Source organism: Butyrivibrio sp. VCD2006 (assembly GCF_000423925.1).
Classification (GTDB): Bacteria; Bacillota; Clostridia; order Lachnospirales; family Lachnospiraceae; genus Butyrivibrio.
In genome coordinates, this window is record NZ_AUIX01000027.1 from 24,843 (window position 1) to 46,041 (window position 21,199).

Consider the following 21,199-nt stretch of genomic DNA (forward strand, 5'->3'; position numbering starts at 1 on the left):
CGGTCTTCTTTTTTTGCTTTTAATACAATGTTGACAGAAACAAATAGCGCTATTATATTTAGATAAACATCTAAATAAAAACACAAAGGAGAAATGAAGGTTATGAAAATAGAAGTTTATAAAAAGATAGTAAAGGCGGCAGGAATTGAGGCTGGAGACCTTGTGCTTGTACAGTATTGGATGGAGGATAGCTTTAGTGATGATATCGCTTATCTTCAGGCGCAAATCGCTGCTGCAGGCGCAACCCCGGTGATGGTAGTACAGAATATCAAGGTGAGCCAGCTTATAAATGAAAATGCAACAGAGAATACCTATGATGATAAGTTTTTCAAATTGTATGAGGACGCAGATGTTGTAATCGATCTTATGGAGAGACCGATTGGAGTCTTGTCAAAGCCCTTAGAGCCCGGGAAGATGCAGCTCCTTTCCGGATATATGAGAAGACTTTTTGAGACCTGTGCTACCAAGAAAAAAATGCTTCAGCTCAGAGTGCCAACTGAAACCATGGCAGGCAAGGAAGGACTTGAGTTCGAGGATTATAAGGCGCGCATGGAAGCTGCCATGGACATCGATTATGATGCTCTTAAGGAAAAGTGTGGAGAGCTTAAGGCTACCAATGAGAACTACAGCGGTGTTACAATTAAGACCTGTGATGGAAAGTATTCTCTTGAAATGACTTTTGGTGACAGAAAATGGGATATCGATGCAGGAGATGGTGATCTTCCCTGTGGCGAGATCAGTATTGCACCGATTGAGAGCGGGACAAACGGCGAAGTGTATTTTGATAAGATTTATCTTCCGGATGCTGAAAATCCAAAGGCCAGATACGAATTCAACAAGGTTGTTCTCACAGTTAAGGATGGCGTTATTGAGCACTCGGACAATGATGAGCTAAACGAGGTTCTTTCATCCTATGGCAAAGAAAACAGCACCGTATGTGAGCTTGGAATCGGTATGAATCCGGGTGTGACTAGCCTCTGCGGCTGCGCAGTTCTCGATGAAAAGATGATCGGAACCTTCCACATCGGAATTGGTGATAACACAATGTTAGGCGGAGAAAATGAAGCGGATTTCCATAACGACCTGATTGGCGTTGGAGAATATTTTTGGAAATAAATTAGGAGATAATATTATGAGTGAAAAAATAAATGAGTTTTATGCTTTCCTTGACGGGAGAAAGGAGCAGGTTCTTTCAGAAGTAAAGAATCTTGCGGCAGATAATCGCATGGATGAGAGTAACATCCTTAAGGCTAAGGCCAATATCTATGATATCTGCAAGGCTGTGTTTGGCGTTGCATCAAAAGGAACCTCTGAGGATATGGTTAAGGATGCGTTTTTCTCAAAATTCAGCAATATTACAGGCCAGTGGGAGTCATCCCTTGAAAAGGCCAAGGCCCATGATGATACACACAAGATACTTATCGAGGAAGCGAAGTTTTCAGCAGTTTCCGAGATAAAGGAGAAGGTAGAGGAATTGTTTTAAGCAGGAGGTGTTACATGACTGAACAGCAGGCAATTGCACTGTTTAAATGTCTTGCGGACAAATCGCGAATACAGATTCTGAAATCTCTGATGTCAGAGGATATGTACGTTGAGCGACTTTCGGAGAGACTTGGTCTCACAGCCGCAACCATATCCTTTCACCTTAAAAAGCTTGTGGATGCGGGAGCTGTAAAGTCCAGAAAAGAGCAGTATTATACGATCTACTCCATTAACGATGAAGTATTCAATGTATCAATGCTCGACATTTTGAAAGAGGAATCCGAGGAGGAAAATCTGCAAAAGGAGCGCGACGAGGCATACAGGAAGAAGGTCATAGACAGCTTCTTTGAGTATGGTAAGCTGAAAAGTATTCCCACACAGCGAAAAAAGGAGAGAATCGTTCTTGAAGAAATTGCAAAAGCCTTCGAAAGCGGAAAGTGCTATACTGAGAGGGAGGTTAACATCATTATTGCTGATTTTAATGATGATTTCTGCACTATCCGAAGGGATATGGTCGCAGAAAAGCTTCTTGTAAGGGATAAGATGACCTATAAAAAGGCCTGACAGGACTGCTTAGAATATTTGCGGGTGTCCGGTAATGATATAGAACAAAGGAGATTTGGTATGATTCTTTTTATTAATGCTTGTGTAAGAAGTGATTCAAGAACAAAAAGACTGGCAGATGCACTGCTTTCAAAGCTTGATGGAGAGGTGACAGAGCTTAAGCTTGAGGACGTGGACTTTAAGGTTACGGATGAAGAATTCCTAAAAAGAAGGGATTCTTTGCTTGCGGATAAAAAGTTTGATGACGATAGCTTTGCACTGGCAAGACAATTTGCCGAGGCTGACACAATAGTTATTGCTGCACCATACTGGGATCTTTCTTTTCCTGCTTCCTTAAAGCATTATATTGAGCATATAAATGCCATGGGAATAACCTTCGAATATACTCCCGAGGGCTTTCCTAAGCCTCTTTGCAAAGCAAATAAGCTTTACTACGTGATGACCGCAGGCGGAGGACTTGTTCCTGAAGAATACGGCTTTGGCTATATAAAGGAGCTTGCTCAGAGCTTCTACGGAATCAAGGATGTACAGCTTATCAAGGCTACAGGACTTGATATAGTAGGCGCTGACATAGAGGCAATCATGAGTAAGGCCGAGAGCGATATCAGAATCTGATGATTCATTAAAAAAACGGGGAATTTCATATATAGCATTAATCTCCTATTACTGTTATAATCTAGAAATGTTTTGCAATAGGAGGTAATAATAATGAGAATTGCAGTTACTTATGATAATGGTCAGGTGTTTCAACACTTTGGACATACAGAAGAGTTCAAGATATACGAGGTTGAGGACGGAAAAGTAGTGTCCTCTGAGATCATCGGATCTGATGGACAGGGACATGGAGCCCTTGCGGGAGTTCTTGATAACAATAGTATTGACGTACTTATCTGTGGTGGTATCGGTGGTGGTGCCAAGAATGCTCTTGATGAAAAAGGTATTGAGCTTTGCGCAGGTGCAGAGGGTGATGCGGACGCAGCCGTTGAAGCTTATCTTAGAGGTGAGCTTGTAAATACAGGCGTTAACTGTGATCACCACGGCGAGGATCACAACTGCTCAGATCACCATGAAGAAGGCCACTGTGGTCACGGCGCTGATGATGAGGAAGCAGGCTGCGGACACGAGGGCGGCTGCGGCGGTTGCAGCGGATGCCATTCAGCTCCGCCTATTGAAGGTAAGAATGTGGGCAAGATCTGCCGCACACATTACAAGGGAACCTTCAATGACGGAACTCAGTTCGATTCTTCCTATGACAGAGGAGAACCTCTTCAGTTTGTTTGCGGATCAGGAATGATGATCAGAGGCTTTGATGAGGCTGTTGCAAACATGGAAGTAGGTGAGACTGTAGACATTCACCTTATGCCTGAGCAGGCATACGGCGAAGCAGATCCTGCAGCGATTTTTACAGTTGAGATTGCTGAGATGCCCGGTTCAGAAGAACTTTCTGTTGATGAGCAGGTTTATCTTCAGGATATGTATGGAAGACCGATTCCTGTAAGAGTCGTAGCAAAGGATGAGAAGAACATCACCTTTGATGCCAACCATGAGATGGCAGGAAAAGAACTGAACTTTACAATTGAGCTTGTAGAAGTAGTTTAAGGAATAAATAAATGAATATTTACATTGATTTTGATGACTGCCTGTGTGAGACTGCCAGGAGCTTTTCCGATCTTGTTGAGAAGATGTTCGGGAAAATAGTGCCCTATGAGCAGGTGCAGTTTTTCAATCTGCAAAAATCCTATGATCTTAATGATGAGCAATATGAAAAGATGATGCTTGCAGGTCACACTCCGGAGGCACTTTTATCCATAGAAGAGACACCGGGTGCTTCAGAAACCATCAATAGCTGGATCGATGAGGGCCATGACGTCTCAATTATAACGGGACGCCCCAGCAGCGCCTTTGATGCATCACGTAAATGGCTTGATCAGCACGGTCTTGAACGTGTTAAGCTGTACTGTCTTAACAAGTATGGACGTGACAATTTCATTAAAAATAGTGAGTTTAATCTTGAGCTTGAGGATTATTACAAGATGCATTTTGATTATGCAATTGAAGATTCACCTCTGGCGTTCAAGTTCTTTGATCATCTGCCGGATTTAAAGGTGCTTGTCTTTGACAGACCCTGGAATCAGGAGGCTGAGCTTCCGGGTGATGGGTATAAGCGCTGCACCGACTGGAAAATGATTAAGAGTATTGTGGGATAAGTGAATATAAGTAAATAAAACAGACCGAATCCTTTTGGGAATCGGTCTGTTTTTCTATTTAATAAATTCATTTACAGATTTCTGATAGCATCTCTCTGACTTATCAGCTTTTCATAAAGTGGACCATAGTCCATGCTTTCTCTGGCGCGAAGATGCTCTGTGATTTCGTTTATGGTTTCATAAAGTGGAGTAAGAGCAAGATTCCCTATTACACCCTTAAGTGCATGAACCGTCTCAAAGGCTTCATCCAGATTGCCATCCTTAAGAAAACCTCCGAGGTTATCAAAGCGCTCATCGGAAATGCCAAGCTCTATCATTTCAAGATAGAAATCCTCCATTCCCATGCATCTTTCCAAGCCTTCTTCAGTATTTGCGCCAAATGCTTTAAGTGAATCTATTGTCATAGCTTTCTCCTCTATAAAACACAGTTGCAATATTAATATTATACCTTAAAAACTCAATTATTCAAAAGAATATAGAATTTTAATATTTTTTTATACGTTTTTTCTTATTTGGAAAAATGTATATGGTACGATTTATTAAGAAGCCATTTTACACTAACCGGAGCGATTTATAGCCGGTAATTAATCCGGCGTTAAATTGCAGGAGATTACTATGAAAGATCACAAAATCCTCATTGTGGATGATGAAATAATATCTCTTAGAATGACAGATAATATTCTGAAAAGCGAATATAAGACGGTTTGCGCATCCTCGGCTAAAGAAGCCATCAGCATCATTGAGGAGAGCCCGCCGGACCTGGTGCTTTCTGATCTTAGAATGCCTGAAATAGACGGATTCAAATTCAGGATCATCGTTCAGGAAGAGCTTGGAAAGAATATTCCTTTTATGTTTATGACAGCTGACAAAAAGGATGAGACTGAAAGTAAAGGTTTCTCAATAGGTGCGATTGACTATATCAGGAAGCCTTTCAGGGCAGATGTTCTTCTTCGGCGTATATCTAATATTTTTGCGAATCTTGAACAGATAAAGGGGCTCAAGAAGGCAGCAGGAACTGATCCTATGACCGGGCTTTTAAACAAGAAGGCCTCCCAGGAAGAGATAGACAGTGTTTGTAAAAAGTTTGGCGGAGCGCTCATGATGATAGATCTCGACAGCTTTAAGCCTGTAAATGATATCTATGGACATGACATGGGCGACAAAGTACTTATACGCTTCGCTCAGATTCTTTGCGCTGCAATCAGATCCACTGATATCGCAGGTAGAATGGGCGGCGATGAGTTCGTCATTTACTGTAAGAACATCGATAGCGAAGAGATTGTGGCGAAAAAGTCCGATTTTATAAACGCGGAGATAGTTAAATCTGCAAAGGAACTGATGGGAGAGGATATGCAAATCCCACTGGGAGCATCCATCGGGTGTGCTTTTGCTCCAAATGAAGGAAAGGATTTCCTTACACTTTTCAAGAAGGCGGATAAAGCTCTCTATGATGTAAAACAAAACGGCAAGCATGGCTACAAGGTTTTCTTGGAAGAAAAAACTGAAGAAAAGAATGTAGATGAGAAAACCAAGGCTCTTTCTGCGGCAATGATGCTCATGGGAGAGAGAAGCCCTAAAAAAGGTGCTCTTGTGCTTAATACTGAGCAGTTAATGACAGTATATAGATTTTTGAACAGGATGGTATCAAATTACAGAAGCTCAGTATTTGTGCTTTTGTATACGATTGATGCCGATACAGGAGTAAATATTGATGAAGCTACAAGCAGCTTTACTGAAATGGTCAGCGGCCTGCTAAGAGAAAGTGATGTAGTAACAAGGTATAGCAAAAATCAGACGATGGTAGTTTTGGTAAAAACGGAAGAGAGCGATATCAATGTTGTGATCGACAGAATAGACAGGAAGTGGGAGAGTAATGAATTCTTTGAAGATTGTACGCTCTCATATGAGATCGACAGGTGTCGTGGGACATAAGTGATAATGGATTATTGTTAAATGGGAAAAACAAATGATAATTCTAACTTAAGAGAATATCTAACTCCAATCGGAGCCTGGGCTCTGGCTTTTGGGTGCAGTGTGGGCTGGGGATCATTTGTCATGCCCGGCACCACGTTCCTCCCAATGGCAGGACCAATTGGTACCGTCATTGGAATGATCATTGGCGGGCTTGTGATGCTGCTTGTCGGTATTAATTATTTTTACATGATGGTGCATTATCCTGACTGTGGAAGTACTTATGCCTACACTAAGAATACGCTGGGATATGATCACGGTTTTATCAGCACCTGGTTTTTGATGCTTGTCTATATAGCAATAGTATGGGCAAATGTAACAGCTCTTCCGATTATTTTCAGAAATCTTTTCGGGAGTCTGTTTCAATTTGGATTTCACTATACAGTTGCAGGCTACACTGTGTATTTGGGTGAAGTACTGCTGAGCCTTCTTGCACTGGGAATTGCGTGTGGAGTATGTATCCACGGTGTTAAATTCTCGGAAATAGTACAGATTGTAATGGCGATACTTTTAATTGGAGGTATCGTCTTTTGCGCAATATGCATCTTTTCATCGGGAAGTCAGCCTTTGCAAAACCTTAAACCCTACTATGCGGCAGATACCGGACGTGCCGGTCAGATCATGAGAATTGTCTTTCTCGCACCATGGGCTTATGTCGGATTTGAATCTATCACCCATTCGGTAGAAGAGTATTCCTTTAATGTCAAAAAAGCCTTTCCAATCATTGTCATAGCTCTTATTTCAGGAGTAATTGCCTATTCGCTTTTGGTGCTCATTGCTGCATCTGCGCTGCCAAAGGAGTATTCCTATTGGAAGTATTATATTAAGGATTTGGAAAATCTTTCCGGAGTTAAGGGGCTGCCAACGTTTAATGCAGTCAAAACTTACATGGGAGACAAGGGGCTTGTAATTCTAGGAATTGCAGCTGTATGTGGGATTATGACCGGCCTTGTAGGTAATCTCATAGCAGCCAGCAGGCTTGTCTATTCCATGGCTAAAGACAATATGATAGGAAGCAGATTCACCAGAATCAATGAGCAGGGTGTTCCGGCAAATGTAATCTTCGTACTCGTTCTGATATCTATTCCAATCCCGCTTTTTGGAAGAACAGCAATAGGATGGATCATTGATGTAAATACTGTAGGTGCGACTCTTGCTTATGTATATACTTCATGGACCGCTTTTAAAACCGCCAGAAAAGAAAACTATCTTCCTGTAAAAGTGACAGGAATGGTGGGTTTTCTTATTTCGATGACATATACAATATATTTCCTCATACCGGGAGTATGGTCTATAAGTAAGCTTGCCACAGAGTCCTACCTGATATTGATCGTGTGGAGTATGCTGGGCTTTTTTGCATTCCGTCACGTGTACATGAGGGACAGGAAAAGACGCTTTGGCAGATCAACAGTAGTATGGATAACGCTATTGTTCCTTGTCTTTTTCCTGTCAATGCTGTGGTTTCGCGAAGCTACCAAGAAAACAACAGCTGAGGTACTTGTAAATATTGATGAGTATAACGAGACTGAGCTCTCTGCTCATGGGGTCACTCTGACTTTAAATGAAATAATTGAGTCAGAGGATTATATAGCAAAGCAGGTTGAAAGAGTCAATGACTCAATGCAGATGAATAGTATTTTGCAGATGGCGACTATCTTGGTTGCTCTTTTCATAATGTTTTCCATTTATAACAATATGATGCACAGAGAAAAGGATCTTGAGGTGCAAAAGGCCAGAGCGGAGGAAAACAGCAAGGCCAAGAGTGACTTTTTGTCGAACATGAGTCATGACATCAGAACGCCAATGAATGCCATTATTGGATATACGGAACTGGCTAAGGATGTTGATAACATGCCGGATGAGGGACGCGAGTATCTGGATAAAATTGAGGCCTCAAGTAAGCATCTTCTGGCTCTTGTGAATGATATCCTTGATATGAGCCGAATAGAAAACGGCAAGATGGAACTGGATATTGTAAAGACAGATCTCAAAAAGTGCATGGATGATATCAGAGATATCTTTTCCACGCAGATGAAGCTAAAGAGAATAGACTTTGTGCTTGATGCTGAGAATATCAAGAATCGTTATGTAATGTGTGATGCTAACCGATTAAACAGAGTAATGCTTAATCTTATTAGTAATGCATATAAATTTACACCTGAAGGTGGGAGCGTCAGGGTGTCTCTTTACCAGATATCGGAAGGTGCAAGCAGAGCTTATTACAGAATAAGTGTTAAGGATTCCGGAATGGGCATGAGTCCTGAATTCGCAGAGAAGGTATTTGAAGCCTACGAGAGAGAGAAGGATGCCACTGATATTCAGGGAACCGGCCTTGGTATGGCCATTACCAAGAATATTTTAGATCTTATGGATGGTTCCATAACTGTTGAGACTGAAAAGGGCAAGGGAACAGAATTTGTAATCGACATAAGCTTTCCTACAGTTGATGCTTCCGAGATGGCAGAAAATGAAAGTGATGCGCTCCATGGAAGACAGATTGATTATACAAAGGTAAGGCTTTTACTTGTTGACGATCAGCCTGTAAACAGGGAGATTGCCATTAGGATTTTGAAGAAATTCGGCTTCCAGGTTGACTATGCGGAAAATGGCGCGGAAGCAGTTGATAAGGTAAAAAGTTCTGAAGCAGGTTACTATCAGGCAATTCTTATGGATGTTCAGATGCCTGTAATGAATGGATATGAAGCGACAAGACAAATCCGTGCATTAGATGATCCTGAGATTTCCGGAATACCGATAGTTGCCATGACAGCAAATGCTTTTAAGGAGGATGTTGAGGCTGCACTTGATGCAGGAATGGACAGACATATTGCTAAGCCAATTGACATTGGCAAGCTTATTGAAACATTAAATGAGATTCTGACAGTGGAGAGGGCAAGCCTATGAAGAGTAGAAAATGGAGCCTTACCACGCAGATAATTACAGGTGTATCACTATTCCTTCTCTTTGCAGATGTTTTTCTTGGTGTGTCATTAACCATGCAATCACAGAAGGCTATTAAATCTTTGATCAACAGCAGGATGCTGGATATGTCAAACACTGCAGCATCCATGCTTGATGGGGATGTTGTAGGTACCTTCACGGCAGAGGATGAAGGATCAGAAGATTACGAAGCTGAAATGGACAAGCTCAGAGCATTCCAGAATAATATGGAATTAAAATACATTTATTGTATAAAGAAGGTCGGTGAGTCTGAGTTTGTGTTCTCAATTGATCCTGCCGAGGACCCAGGTGAATTTGGGTCACCTATTGTTTATACGGAAGCACTTAATAATGCGAGCAATGGCATCCCTTCAGTTGATATGGATCCCTATGAGGATTCCTGGGGTAAGTTCTACAGTGCATACAGCCCTGTATTTGATTCTGCCGGGAATGTGGCAGTAATAGTGGCAGTTGATTTTAGTGCCACCTGGTATGATGAGCAGACAAAAAGTTTTGTAAGAATAATACTTGCAGATATCATGATAACGGTTGTAGTAGGAGTATTCCTGATTATTTTTGTAATGAGAAATGTCAGGAGCTATTTTGATGTGCTTGTAAATGATTTAAATGACCTTGCAGAGGATGTTGATGATATCACAAGGGAGCTGGCTGATTCCTCCGGCGCAGATATTGCAGAATATGAGAAAAAGACGGGAAATTTGGAAGGTGTCGCGCGAAATGAAATTCAGCTTATCGGTCTAAAAATCCACAGCGTAAGAGATCACCTGAGGCTCTATATGGATCATGCCCAAAGACAGGCCAACAATATGATCACTGCGCTGGCTTCGGATTACTGGAGCGTATATTATGTCAATCTTGATAAGGATAAGGGTACCTGCTTTAGATCTCATACAGAGCTTGAAAACGGATTAAAGGAAGGAGAGACCTTTTGCTTTAGCACCACATTCAGAAACTATGCCCATGAACACGTGGCAGAAAATTATAGGGAAGAGTTTCTCAAATTCATAGATCCTGTAAATATTCGTCAAAGACTTTTAAATGAGACCCTGATTGCGTATAGCTATCTGAGTATAAAGGATGGCAGGGAATCTTATGAGATGATACGAATTGCAGGTGTAAGAAGAGTTGAGGACAGAGAAGATCATATAGTTCATTCTATAGGAGTCGGCTTTACAGATGTTGATGCAGAGATGCGAAGAACACTTGAACAAAGCCAGGCTCTTAGCGATGCGCTTTCGGTTGCGGAAGAGGCAAGTAAGGCAAAGACCGCTTTCCTCTCCAGCATGAGCCATGAAATCAGAACGCCTATGAACGCAATTATAGGTATTGATAAGATCGCCCTTAGTGATCCTGATATTTCCGATCAGACAAGAGATTATCTTGAACAGATCGGTTCTTCTGCTGATCATCTTTTGAAGATTATCAACGATATTCTTGATATGTCCAGAATTGAGTCAGGAAAAATGGTCATTAAAAATGAGGAATTTTCACTCAGAAAGCTTCTTGATCAGGTGGATACAATTATAGGAAGCCAGTGCAAGGACAAGGACATAAACTACACTTCGCAGATAATAGGGGATGTAGACAGATTTTTTATCGGCGATGGGATGAAGCTCGAGCAAATAATTATCAATATCCTTGGGAATGCTGTAAAGTTTACACCTGCAGGCGGCGACGTCAGCTTTACTGTTGAGAGAACCAAGAATTACGGAGGTAAAAGCCTTCTTAAGTTCACGGTTATAGATAACGGAATCGGAATGGATGAAGAATATCTTCCGCGCATTTTTGATGCCTTCAGTCAGGAGGATGCATCTAACACCAATAAATACGGCAGTACCGGCCTTGGCATGGCAATAACAAAGAATATTGTTGACATGCTTAATGGTGAGATCAGCGTCACCAGTAAAAAAGGAGAGGGAACAAGGTTTGTTGTTACTGTGACACTTATGGATTCCGACCATGTGGACGAAGACGAGGTGCAGGAAAAGAGTGAAGCATCCGGTAATGAAGAAGTTGAGAAATCCCTTGCCGGAAAGCGGATACTTCTGGCCGAGGATATTGAAGTTAATGCAAGAATTATGATGAAAATTCTTGATATCAAAAAACTCGAGGTTGAGCATGCTGAGAATGGAAAAATAGCGGTACAGATGTTTGAAGACCATCCGGAAGGCTATTATGACGCTATTTTGATGGATATGAGAATGCCGGAAATGGATGGCCTTACAGCCACAACTGTGATTAGGGCACTTGACAGGCAGGATGCGAAAAAGATTCCTATCATCGCTCTTACAGCCAATGCTTTTGATGAGGATGTACAGCGCAGTCTTCAGGCAGGAATGAATGCACACCTGTCAAAACCTGTTGAACCTGAAGTGATATTCTCTACATTGGAAGAATTTATATCATCTGCTACATGAAGGTAACCTTGTTACCTGTAGTTTTTTTGCTCTGATATGTTCCTTTATCAGCTCTCTCATAGAGCTTTTCAAAGGGTTCGTGAGTCTCAGAGTCATAGAAGGCTGCCCCGACGCTGACAGATATCTTATGACCCTTGAGCTCCGGAATATCAATAAGATCAAGCTTTTTAAAAAATCTATCCATGATTATCATTCCGATGTCACTATCCTTGACCCCCACTGCAAATGCGGCAAATTCATCGCCTCCGAGCCTGAATACCACGTCGGAGTCACGGAAGGAATCCTTAAGAGTATGGGCAATTGCAATAAGAACCTTATCACCTACAGAATGTCCGAAGGTGTCATTTACGTATTTGAATTTGTCGGCATCCATAAGGCAGAACATTCCGCCGTCCGCGGTTGATAATTTTTCGCGAATTCGCTGCTCGCCGCTTCCTCTGTTCATGATCCCTGTCATTCGATCAGTTTCTGACAAAACACGGAGCTTCTCCTGCTTCTTCTTATCATCATCTATGGACTCAATAGCAAGTAGAAGCTGAGTCATATGTCCGCTTTCATCTCTTTTTAGTGCGATATATCTCATGCGGACCCATCGATCTTTGTCATCAACAAATTCGCATGAAATGGTATTAACATTTTCCATACGCTCATAAAGTGTATCAACATCAAGGAAGCTCTTTAACATATCTCTAAAGTGCTCTGCGCACATCTTTTCTGCAAACTCATCAGTTCTGAAGCTGAAGCTTTCAAAATTACCTCCAAGAAGTCTGTCTACATCTTCGTTTCCGCGAACAACAGAAACTGTGTCAGTGTCAAGGTCTATATGCAGCATTGATACATATATGTCTGCTACAGCAAGCACTTCCCTGCTCAGGTGTTCTACTTCATTCTGTTTGTGTCCCATGTAGCTTGAGATAAAAAATATAATTACCAGTACAACTATAAGAGCGAGAGCTGCCAATATATATATTATTCTAAGTGAAATGAATGCACTTTTTTCATCCATGATAAGGACTACATACCAGCCTTTGTTGCATCTGTCAAAAAAGGCCGCATGGCTGCCATTTTGATCGGACAAAACAGCACTTCCGTCAAATTTTGTTACAAGTGCGTCCACAAGTTGTCTGCCGGCATCTCCCCATTCAGTGTTATAGTTTTTACCGACTTCCATATAATTGGAGTGTGCGATTACGGTTCCGTTTTTATCAATAATGATGGCTGCCTCTGCATTGTTTTCAACGGTTAGGCGCTGAACATAGTCCTCAAGCTCTTCTAGGAAAAGGTCCATTGCGACTACGCTTTTTCCATCATCTAAGAGTTTGCATGCGGTGATCATCATAGTGTGTGTCTCTGCGCTAAGGTATGGAGTTGTTATTACAGCCCGTCCCTGACTATCAAGCGCAGCCTTATACCATGGTCTCTCAGTAGGCTCGTAGGCTTCATCCAGAACCCATCCGGTTCCATTAAGATATTCACCGTTAAAATAGCCGTAAATTCCAAGCTGGCTGCCCTCAATAAGCTTTGAGTACACTTCTGATTCGGAAGCAAGATAAGCACTGATTTCATCTGAAGAAGCATTGGAATTTATCATTGAGTTCAGTTTTGCAGATAAGAATTCAACTGCGTCCGCGGGGGTAGAAAGATAGGAATCAACACCGTTAGTTGCGTCAGTTACATCATTTTTCCACAGATTAATAAGGCTCTCTTTGGAAGTATTGTAGAGATTGTAGAACAATACTATGATGAAAAGTCCGGCAAGAAACATTCCCAAGAAAGAAATGAATAAATATTTTTTGTTTAGTTTGAATCCGATTATTGAAAAATGATTTTTCATAACAGATCCTCTAAGAAAATGGCCAGGTTTTACTGATTTTTGAGAGCTGCCTGCATTTCCTTTTTACAGTTTTTTATTACAGCATCGACGGTCGCGGATTTATCGAAAACAATTTTATCCATGTTGTTTCCGAATATGATGTTGAGATCAGTAAAATGCTCGGAGGTTTCATCAGCTGCCATCTTTGGATCCAGTGTCTTGGCAACCTCATAAAACAATTGCATTTCATCATTAAAGTTCTCGTATGTCAGGCTCATATTCAAAAGGCTGTTTCGAACCGGAATGAAATTCCCGGTTTCACAAAAGGTTTTCATGACATCTTTACTGGTTATGTATGAAGCCACGATTGCAGCAGCTTTGGGATATTTTGTGTTTTTATAGCAGAAAATGGAATTGCCGCCCATATCTGTGCCTGTCTTTCCATCTTTTTGAGGCATATAGGTAACGCCCCAGTTGTCGGGCATTTTTTCCTGCATAAATGAACAGTGCCAGCTTCCTGCAAAGTCAAATGCTACCTCTTCTGATACGAAAAGATTATTCGCCTCCTGAGGTCCGGTAAAGCCTGATTCCGAGAACAGATTCTCATCCCTCATATCTTTGTAGAACTGCACCGCTTCACGGAATTGTTTTGTATCGACGGTTATATTGGTCTGGCTCTCGTCAAGGAGTGATCCACCATTCATGTATACGAAAGGCAGATATCTGTATCCAAGGTTGTTTAGCCAGATTCCGGTTCCGGCATATTGCAGCTTGTTATCCTGTTTTACTTTCCTTGCTATGTCCTTTAGCTCATCCCAGCTGTAGGCATCCGCGATGTTCTTGGGAATTCGGATGCCTGAATTTTCAAACATACGCTTGTTGTAAAACATAGCAATCACGTCTGTATGATGCGGAAGAGCAACTATCTGGCCATTATAAAGTCCACTGGCAAGGAAACCCTCATTTATATCCATAAGATCATTCTTTGATAAATAGGGAGTGAGGTCGAGCATTACATCCTGAGACTTAAAACGACCAAGATATTGATACTGATACCTTATAACATCGGGCCAGTCACCATTGTTTATTCTGGAGTCCATGATATCTCTGTATTCGGTAGCAGGGTACATCTGACGTACTATTTGGATTTCAGGGTGGTCCGATTCAAGTTTATTAAGTATAGTATCCCAGGCCTGCGCATCGGCAGGAGATCCATCCCAGTATGTGATCTCAATGGTAGCACCTTCCTCAGCCACAAGATCAGTGGGATTTCCAACATTACTCAGTGCTTCTTCAACCATATTTACGTTTGGTTTTTCATCGGTCTCAGACACCTGGGAAACTGAGGTGTTTCCACATCCAAATGAAAGTGCAACTGCTGCAATTGCACAACAGGAAAATACCCTCTTAACAAGACTGTTTTTAAAACCACTAATCATTGGCACCACCTCAAAGATTGCGAAATACTGCGTATTATTAAATTTATGTTAGCATAATTGTATTTATCAATAAGAAAATCGCTATTAAAAGTTTATTAATTGAAAAAAGGCCACTGTTCAAGTGAACAGTAGCCTTTCTGATATATTATTTTATCTATTATGCTGTCTTTTTCTCTTCCTCAGCTAAGGAGAAGTAATCCATCTTTTCGTTAAGTGTCTCAGCCATCTTACGAAGGTCATTTGCAGCATCGCTGATAAGTGCGAATGTAGCATTAAGCTCTTCCATAGATGCGTTTGTCTCCTGTGTAGAAGCTGCGTTCTGCTGAGAAATAGCAGAGAGCTCGGAGATGATATCTGAGAAGTTTGTCTTAAGCTCGTTAAGCATATGAACTCTTTCAGCAATGAGTTTTGTTGAGCTGTCTACGTTGTTAACATTTATAACAACTGCATCCATATCATTCTTTGTTGTAGTGAGCTGCTCGTTCTGCTCCTGCATGCTCTCGCTGAGCTGCTCGATAGTATCAACGCTCTTCTGAGACTCGCTTACAAGTGCATCAACGATCTTGTTGATTGAAACGGCTGCTTCCTTAGACTGTGAAGAGAGAGTACCGATCTCCTGAGCAACTACTGAGAAGCCCTTACCATAATCACCTGCTCTTGCAGCCTCGATAGAAGCGTTAAGAGAAAGAAGGTGAGTCTGCTCAGCAATAGCTGTAATTACATTTGATGCCTCTGCAATATCCTTAACAGAGTTGTTTGTAAGACGAATCTGGTCGTTGATGTCATTCATTGAAGACATAACGTCTGCATTCTTAGTCATGAGATGACTAAGTGTATCTACAGTGCGGTTTGCACCTGTTAACATCTCGTTTGCTGCTGTTGAAAGATCCTCAACTCTTACTGTGATATCGTCGATGCTGTCACCCATTTCGTTTGTGTTGTTAACTGAGTTCTCAACGCTCTCAGCCTGTGACTGAGCACCGCGGCTGATATCTTCAACTGCTGTAGTTACCTGCTCTGCAACGTGAGAAGCTGTCTCTGCTGAAGATGCAAGGTTAATACCCGATGTAGACACGTCCTCTGAAAGCTTCTTGGTAGCGCTGATAACATCCTGAAGCTTGTCACGAACCTGAGCTGAGCTTCCTGCGATAACACCAAGCTCATCCTTACGGTTGAATGTGCGATCATCAATATAGAAGAAAAGATCACCATCTTCAAGCTGCTGAAGTCCGTTTACGATATCGCGGATTGACTTTGTGGATCTGCTGATAATAATACGAGCTACAATCCAGTTAAATATGAAGAAGAGGGCGAAAGTTGCAATAATTGCCTTCATAGCTGCTGACATGTTTGCAACAACGACTGAAGTATCTCTTCCTGCGAATACCATTCCTACGATAGAACCGTCTGAATTCTTAAGAGGAAGGTAATATGCGTACCAATCCTGACCACCGATCTGGAAGTTTTCTGCAAGGTATTCGTTTCCGCCATTTAATACTGTTGAAATAACAACATCTGAAGCTTTTGTACCTTCCATGCGCTGTCCGGTTTCAGCATCCTTAAGTGAAGTAACATAACGTGTATCACCATAGAATAAAGTGAAATCCATTCCTGTTCTTGCGTGAAGGTCATCAAGCTGTTCCTGATACATATCGTGAACTGCTGTATCACCCTTCATAAGCTGACCGTCTTCTGATACTGACCAATCACCATCAACTGAATGTGTGAGCTGATTTTCAACCAGGATAGCAGCTGCCTGAAGTCCTTCTGAGAAGGAAGTGAGGTATGCCTTCTTAATATGGTTATAACCGATAAACCCTATGAGCGCTGACATTAAAAGCGCAAGGACAGAGGCAATAAGGATGATGCTACGAACCATGTTTCTGCTTTTCTTTTTCATTTTTTTACCATTCTCTTTCTGATTGCTTAAGCAATCGCAAACAACACAAAAAAGCATGGGCAACATGTCCCATGCTCAAATAAAGTCATCATAATAATCAAGTAAGGTGCAAACGGTAGACATGTTATAGTCCCTATAGCTTTGCGCTGCAAGTGTCAACCTGCATCGCATATCTTAACCATAGCGAATTATAATCATATATTGATACATGCGCAACAATAAAAATGCGAAATATTATTTTTTAGAGCAGTGAATATTTCTTACAAGAATAAATTGAAAATATTGTTAGAATTGCACAACAAAATAACAAGGGTGGGAAACTACAACAGAAAGCGCAGTTTTCTTAAAGGCATTTACATGATGAACTAAGGTCTTAAAAAATAGTTGTGCAAACATAACCTTTTGTTGATGGTTATTCAAAGTCCGAGTAAAATTTTATTATATTGAAGAAATTCATTTACTTGGGGAATATATATTTTTAAATACAGCAGGTATAAGGAGGTTACTAATGAAATACCGGGAACTTTTTGAGCCAATAAAGATTGGCAAACTGGAAATTAAAAATCGTTATGCAATGGCACCTATGGGACCGCTTGGGCTTGGCGACTGCGAGGGTGGATGGAATGACAGGGGAATTGATTATTACACCAGACGCGCACAGGGTGGAATTGGTCTCATTATCACAGGGGTTACTTTTTCTGATACTGAGATTGAGAAGCCTTCATTTCCCAACACTCCTAATTCAACATATAATCCGGTTCAGTTTGTGAGAACCAGCCGTGAGATGACAGAGCGCATTCATGCTTATGGCTCAAAGATATTCCTACAGATGAGTGGCGGATTCGGACGTGTTACTATTCCTACTAATTTAGGAGAGTTTCCTCCAGTTTCCGCATCACCCATTCCACACAGATGGCTTGATAAGACCTGCCGACCTCTTACAGTAGAAGAAATTCACGGAATTGTTGAGAGTTTTGGCAAGGGAGCTTACAATGCAAAGCGTGCAGGCTTTGATGGAGTTGAGATTCATGCTGTTCATGAAGGCTACCTTATTGATCAGTTTGCAATTTCTTTCTTTAACCGGCGTACAGATGAGTACGGCGGATCACTTGAGAACAGACTTAGATTTGCAAAAGAAATTCGTGAAGAAATTGCAAAAACCTGCGGATGGGATTTCCCTGTTGCTCTTAGATTTTCACTTAAGAGTATGGTCAAGGATTGGCGTGAAGGTGCACTTCCCGGAGAAGAGTTTGAGGAGAAGGGCCGTGATATCGAGGAAGGTATCGAGGCAGCAAAGCTTCTTGAGAAATATGGCTATGATGCACTTGATGTAGATGCGGGAACTTATGATGCATGGTGGTGGAATCACCCGCCGATGTACATGGAGAAGGCTCCTTACAGAGAGTTTGCAAGAATTACAAAGGAAAACGTGAACATTCCTGTAATCATGGCTGGTCGTGTGGACAATCCTGATACAGCTCTCGACTGCCTTGAAAGTGGTGCGTGCGACATGATTTCTCTTGGTCGTCCTACACTGGCTGATCCTGATATTGTAAATAAAATAAGAAGAAATAACTTAAGCCAGATTCGTCCCTGCATAAGTTGCCAGGAAGGCTGCATGGGTCGTATTCAGGCATATTCACTTACCAACTGTGCGGTTAACCCTCAGGCAGGTAAGGAGCGAGTTAACAGACTCAATCCTATCTGTAAGAAGAAAAAGGTTCTTATCGTCGGTGGTGGTGTTGCAGGCTGTGAGGCTGCAAGAGTACTTGCAGAGAGAGGTCATGAGCCTGTACTTTTTGAAAAGACAGGAAGACTTGGCGGAAATCTTATACCCGGAGGAGCACCTTCTTTCAAGGAAGATGATCTTGCTCTTGCAAAGTGGTATGAGGATGAGATGACACGCCTTAATGTTGAGGTTCACTTCAATACAGAGGCTTCGGGGAGAGAGATTCTCGACAATCACTATGATGCAGTTATTCTTGCTACAGGCTCAAGACCGAAGATGTTCTCAATTGGTGATGACGATAAGGTTTATTCTGCTGAGCAGGTACTTCTTGGAGAGAAGGAGACCGGTGATAATGTAGTAGTTGTCGGTGGCGGACTTGTTGGATGCGAGCTAGCACTTGACCTTGCAATGAAGGGCAAGAAGGTGACAATCGTTGAGGCGCTCGATAAGATACTTGCAGTTAACGGACCTCTTTGCTCAGCTAATAAGGAGATGCTTGAAAAGCTGATTCCGTTTAACGGCATCGATGTTGTAACCGGAGCTAAGGTTACAGGATATAAAGATGGCGTCCTTAAGGCTGAAGTGGCAGACGGTACAAAGGAACTTAGCGCAGACAGCGTAGTGCTTTGCGTTGGTTACACCAGTGAAAATACGCTTTATAACAAGCACAAGAATGATGTAGATGAGATATATCTTCTTGGAGATGCAAGACAGGTATCTAACATTATGTATGGTATCTGGGATGCATTTGAGGTTGCTAACCATATTTAATTATATTAAGTAGATTTTTTTATCATAATATTTAATATTTTTCTTATCCTGTCAGGTAGCTGATTGCCTGACAGGATTTTTTGTATTAAGATTTTCTGGTATGAGAAATTTTACTGATTTATAAGAGCTTTGAGAAGGAAATAGAAGATTATGGGAAAAATATTTACTAATCAGGTTGGTTTTTTACCAAATTGTGACAAGAAGGCTGTTCTTAACTTTGAAAGCCCGGATTTCAAACTTGTTGATGAAAATCAGAAGATAGTATTTGAGGGGAAAACAAGTCATTTCGGAACGGATGAAATCTCAGGTGAAGATACTTATATTGCTGACTTTAGCTCTTTTACCGGTCAGGGAAAATATAAGGTCGTAGCAGGAGATGCAGAGAGTGTCAGCTTTGATATTTCCGAAAAAAGCTATGATAAGCTGATGCACGATATATGCAAATGCTTCTATTATCTTAGATGTGGACATGGACTTAGCAAGGAGTTTGCCGGTGAATATTACCACGAGCCCTGTCATCTTACAAAGGCTACCGTTTACGGTGAGGACACAGATCCTGTGGATGTATGCGGCGGATGGCATGATGCAGGAGACTATGGAAGATACTCAACTGCCGGAGCTGTAGCAGTGGCACATCTTCTTTATGGAGTGAGATTCTTTAATAACCTTTTGGATGTGAAATTCGACATTCCTTCTGAGAAATGTGAAAAGGGAGAACTCCCTGACATTTTGGCGGAAGTAAAGGTCGAGCTTGATTTCCTTATGAAGATGCAGCGCGAAAACGGTTCTGTGTGGCATAAGGTTACAACCTTCAATCATGCTGATTTTATCATGCCTGAGGAGGATAAAGCTGAGTTATTCTTATTTAGCGTATCTTCTCTTGCGACAGCTGATATTGCTGCTGTTTTTGCACTTGCATCAGTTGTTTACAAAGATTATGACAGCAAATATGCTGATCTTCTTATGGAGAAGTCACTTAAGGCATATGAATGGCTGCAGTCTAATCCTGAGCCCCTTCTTTTCAAAAATGCTGAAGGATCAAATACCGGTGAATATCCGGAACCCGAGGATTTTTCAAATAGATATTGGGCAGCCTGCTCTTTATATGAAGCTACGGGGGATAAGAAATACTACGACGATGCTCTTGCACTACGTGACAAGGTTGCAGCATATGATAAGGAGGACTCCTTCAAGTTCTATCAGGGTAATATCTTTACCTGCTTTGGATGGACTGATGTGGCCGGTTTTGGTTCTCTTTCAATGCTCCTTACAGGAGAGGATAGTGAGCTTAAAGAGCTTTCCAAAAACAGTATTTTGGAGGAAGCAGAGAGATTATGTAAAAATGCGTCTGAGAACGGCTTTAATCTCTGCATGCTAAAGAGCGATTTTATCTGGGGCAGCAATATGGAAGTTCTTAAGTATATGATGGTTCTCACTGTTGCAGGACTCCTTGATCCGAAGGATGAATATAAGAAGGTACTTACTTCAGGACTTGATTACCTGCTTGGCTGCAATAGTATGGATGTCAGCTATGTTACAGGTAATGGAGAGAAGGCATACAGGAATCCACACCTTCGTCCTACTGCTGTAGATGGTATTGATGAGCCATGGCCGGGACTTGTATCCGGAGGCCCCAACTCGGGACTTCAAGATGAAAAGGCACAGACACTTCCGAAGGATACAGCTCCCATGAAGTGCTACTTAGACGATGTTGGTTGCTACTCATTAAATGAAATCACTATTTACTGGAATTCACCATTGGTATTTGTTATGGCAGGTCTTTTGAAATAATAAGTCAAGGTTCAGTCAAAAGGGGACGGTTCTTCTGACTTGATTAACCTTATGGTTAATTAAGTCAGAAGAACCGTCCCCTTGACTGACCCTTGGCTTTTCTTTTTACTTTTTTTGATTGAGTTTGAGTGATATTTTGCGTTATTTTGATGTA

15 protein-coding genes are annotated in these 21,199 nt (G+C 41.5%); 11 read left to right on the forward strand and 4 right to left on the reverse strand.

What is annotated here, in order from left to right; translation table 11 throughout:
• Nucleotides 1-102: 102 nt before the first annotated feature.
• From G586_RS0111545 to G586_RS0111570, 6 genes are all read left to right on the forward strand, one after another.
• Nucleotides 103-1,116, forward strand: coding sequence for an aminopeptidase (locus G586_RS0111545; RefSeq protein ID WP_026527881.1), 1,014 nt, complete (start codon nt 103-105; stop codon nt 1,114-1,116).
• A 16-nt stretch (nt 1,117-1,132) separates the two neighbouring features.
• Entirely contained in the window at nt 1,133-1,483 is a 351-nt protein-coding gene (locus tag G586_RS0111550; protein ID WP_026527882.1) for a hypothetical protein, read from the forward strand.
• Between the two features lie 14 nt (nt 1,484-1,497).
• Nucleotides 1,498-2,046, forward strand: coding sequence for a DUF2087 domain-containing protein (locus tag G586_RS22765; RefSeq protein ID WP_035773119.1), 549 nt, complete (start codon nt 1,498-1,500; stop codon nt 2,044-2,046).
• A 60-nt stretch (nt 2,047-2,106) separates the two neighbouring features.
• Nucleotides 2,107-2,661 (forward strand): NAD(P)H-dependent oxidoreductase, encoded by a 555-nt coding sequence (locus G586_RS0111560; RefSeq protein WP_035773121.1) that lies wholly within the window; start codon nt 2,107-2,109, stop codon nt 2,659-2,661.
• A 93-nt stretch (nt 2,662-2,754) separates the two neighbouring features.
• On the forward strand, nt 2,755-3,645 hold the full coding sequence (locus G586_RS0111565) for an FKBP-type peptidyl-prolyl cis-trans isomerase (RefSeq protein WP_026527884.1): 891 nt from the start codon (nt 2,755-2,757) through the stop codon (nt 3,643-3,645).
• Nucleotides 3,646-3,656: 11 nt separating this feature from the next.
• On the forward strand, nt 3,657-4,253 hold the full coding sequence (locus G586_RS0111570; RefSeq protein WP_026527885.1) for a 5' nucleotidase, NT5C type: 597 nt from the start codon (nt 3,657-3,659) through the stop codon (nt 4,251-4,253).
• A 71-nt stretch (nt 4,254-4,324) separates the two neighbouring features.
• Here the strand turns inward: G586_RS0111570 and G586_RS0111575 are convergent, their stop codons facing one another.
• On the reverse strand, nt 4,325-4,657 hold the full coding sequence (locus G586_RS0111575; protein ID WP_035773123.1) for an Hpt domain-containing protein: 333 nt from the start codon (nt 4,655-4,657) through the stop codon (nt 4,325-4,327).
• Between the two features lie 211 nt (nt 4,658-4,868).
• On the opposite strand from G586_RS0111575, the gene G586_RS0111580 reads away from it, so the two are divergent.
• The 3 genes from G586_RS0111580 to G586_RS24980 are packed head-to-tail and all read left to right on the forward strand — an operon-like array spanning nt 4,869 to nt 11,602.
• Nucleotides 4,869-6,185, forward strand: a complete 1,317-nt coding sequence (locus G586_RS0111580; RefSeq protein ID WP_026527887.1) for a GGDEF domain-containing response regulator — start codon at nt 4,869-4,871, stop codon at nt 6,183-6,185.
• 21 nt (nt 6,186-6,206) lie between these two features.
• A complete protein-coding gene (locus G586_RS24975; RefSeq protein WP_051204747.1) occupies nt 6,207-9,128 on the forward strand; it encodes an ATP-binding response regulator in 2,922 nt (973 codons plus the stop codon).
• Nucleotides 9,125-11,602: a hybrid sensor histidine kinase/response regulator gene (locus tag G586_RS24980; RefSeq protein WP_051204748.1), complete on the forward strand. Its 2,478-nt coding sequence runs from the start codon at nt 9,125-9,127 to the stop codon at nt 11,600-11,602. The genes G586_RS24975 and G586_RS24980 overlap by 4 nt, the downstream gene beginning before the upstream one ends.
• On the opposite strand, the gene G586_RS24985 is transcribed toward G586_RS24980, so the two are convergent.
• The 3 genes from G586_RS24985 to G586_RS0111605 form a co-directional block, all read right to left on the reverse strand.
• Entirely contained in the window at nt 11,595-13,436 is a 1,842-nt protein-coding gene (locus tag G586_RS24985; protein WP_051204749.1) for a sensor domain-containing diguanylate cyclase, read from the reverse strand. The two genes, G586_RS24980 and G586_RS24985, sit on opposite strands and share 8 nt — an antisense overlap.
• Nucleotides 13,437-13,465: 29 nt before the next feature.
• Complete coding sequence (locus G586_RS0111600) at nt 13,466-14,854, reverse strand: ABC transporter substrate-binding protein (protein WP_026527888.1); 1,389 nt, start codon at nt 14,852-14,854, stop codon at nt 13,466-13,468.
• Between the two features lie 157 nt (nt 14,855-15,011).
• A complete protein-coding gene (locus G586_RS0111605; protein WP_026527889.1) occupies nt 15,012-16,754 on the reverse strand; it encodes a methyl-accepting chemotaxis protein in 1,743 nt (580 codons plus the stop codon).
• Between the two features lie 508 nt (nt 16,755-17,262).
• Between G586_RS0111605 and G586_RS0111610 the strand changes: the two genes are divergently transcribed.
• Nucleotides 17,263-19,254, forward strand: coding sequence for an oxidoreductase (locus G586_RS0111610; protein WP_026527890.1), 1,992 nt, complete (start codon nt 17,263-17,265; stop codon nt 19,252-19,254).
• A 150-nt stretch (nt 19,255-19,404) separates the two neighbouring features.
• Nucleotides 19,405-21,045: a glycoside hydrolase family 9 protein gene (locus tag G586_RS22785; protein WP_051204750.1), complete on the forward strand. Its 1,641-nt coding sequence runs from the start codon at nt 19,405-19,407 to the stop codon at nt 21,043-21,045.
• Nucleotides 21,046-21,199: the final 154 nt, after the last annotated feature.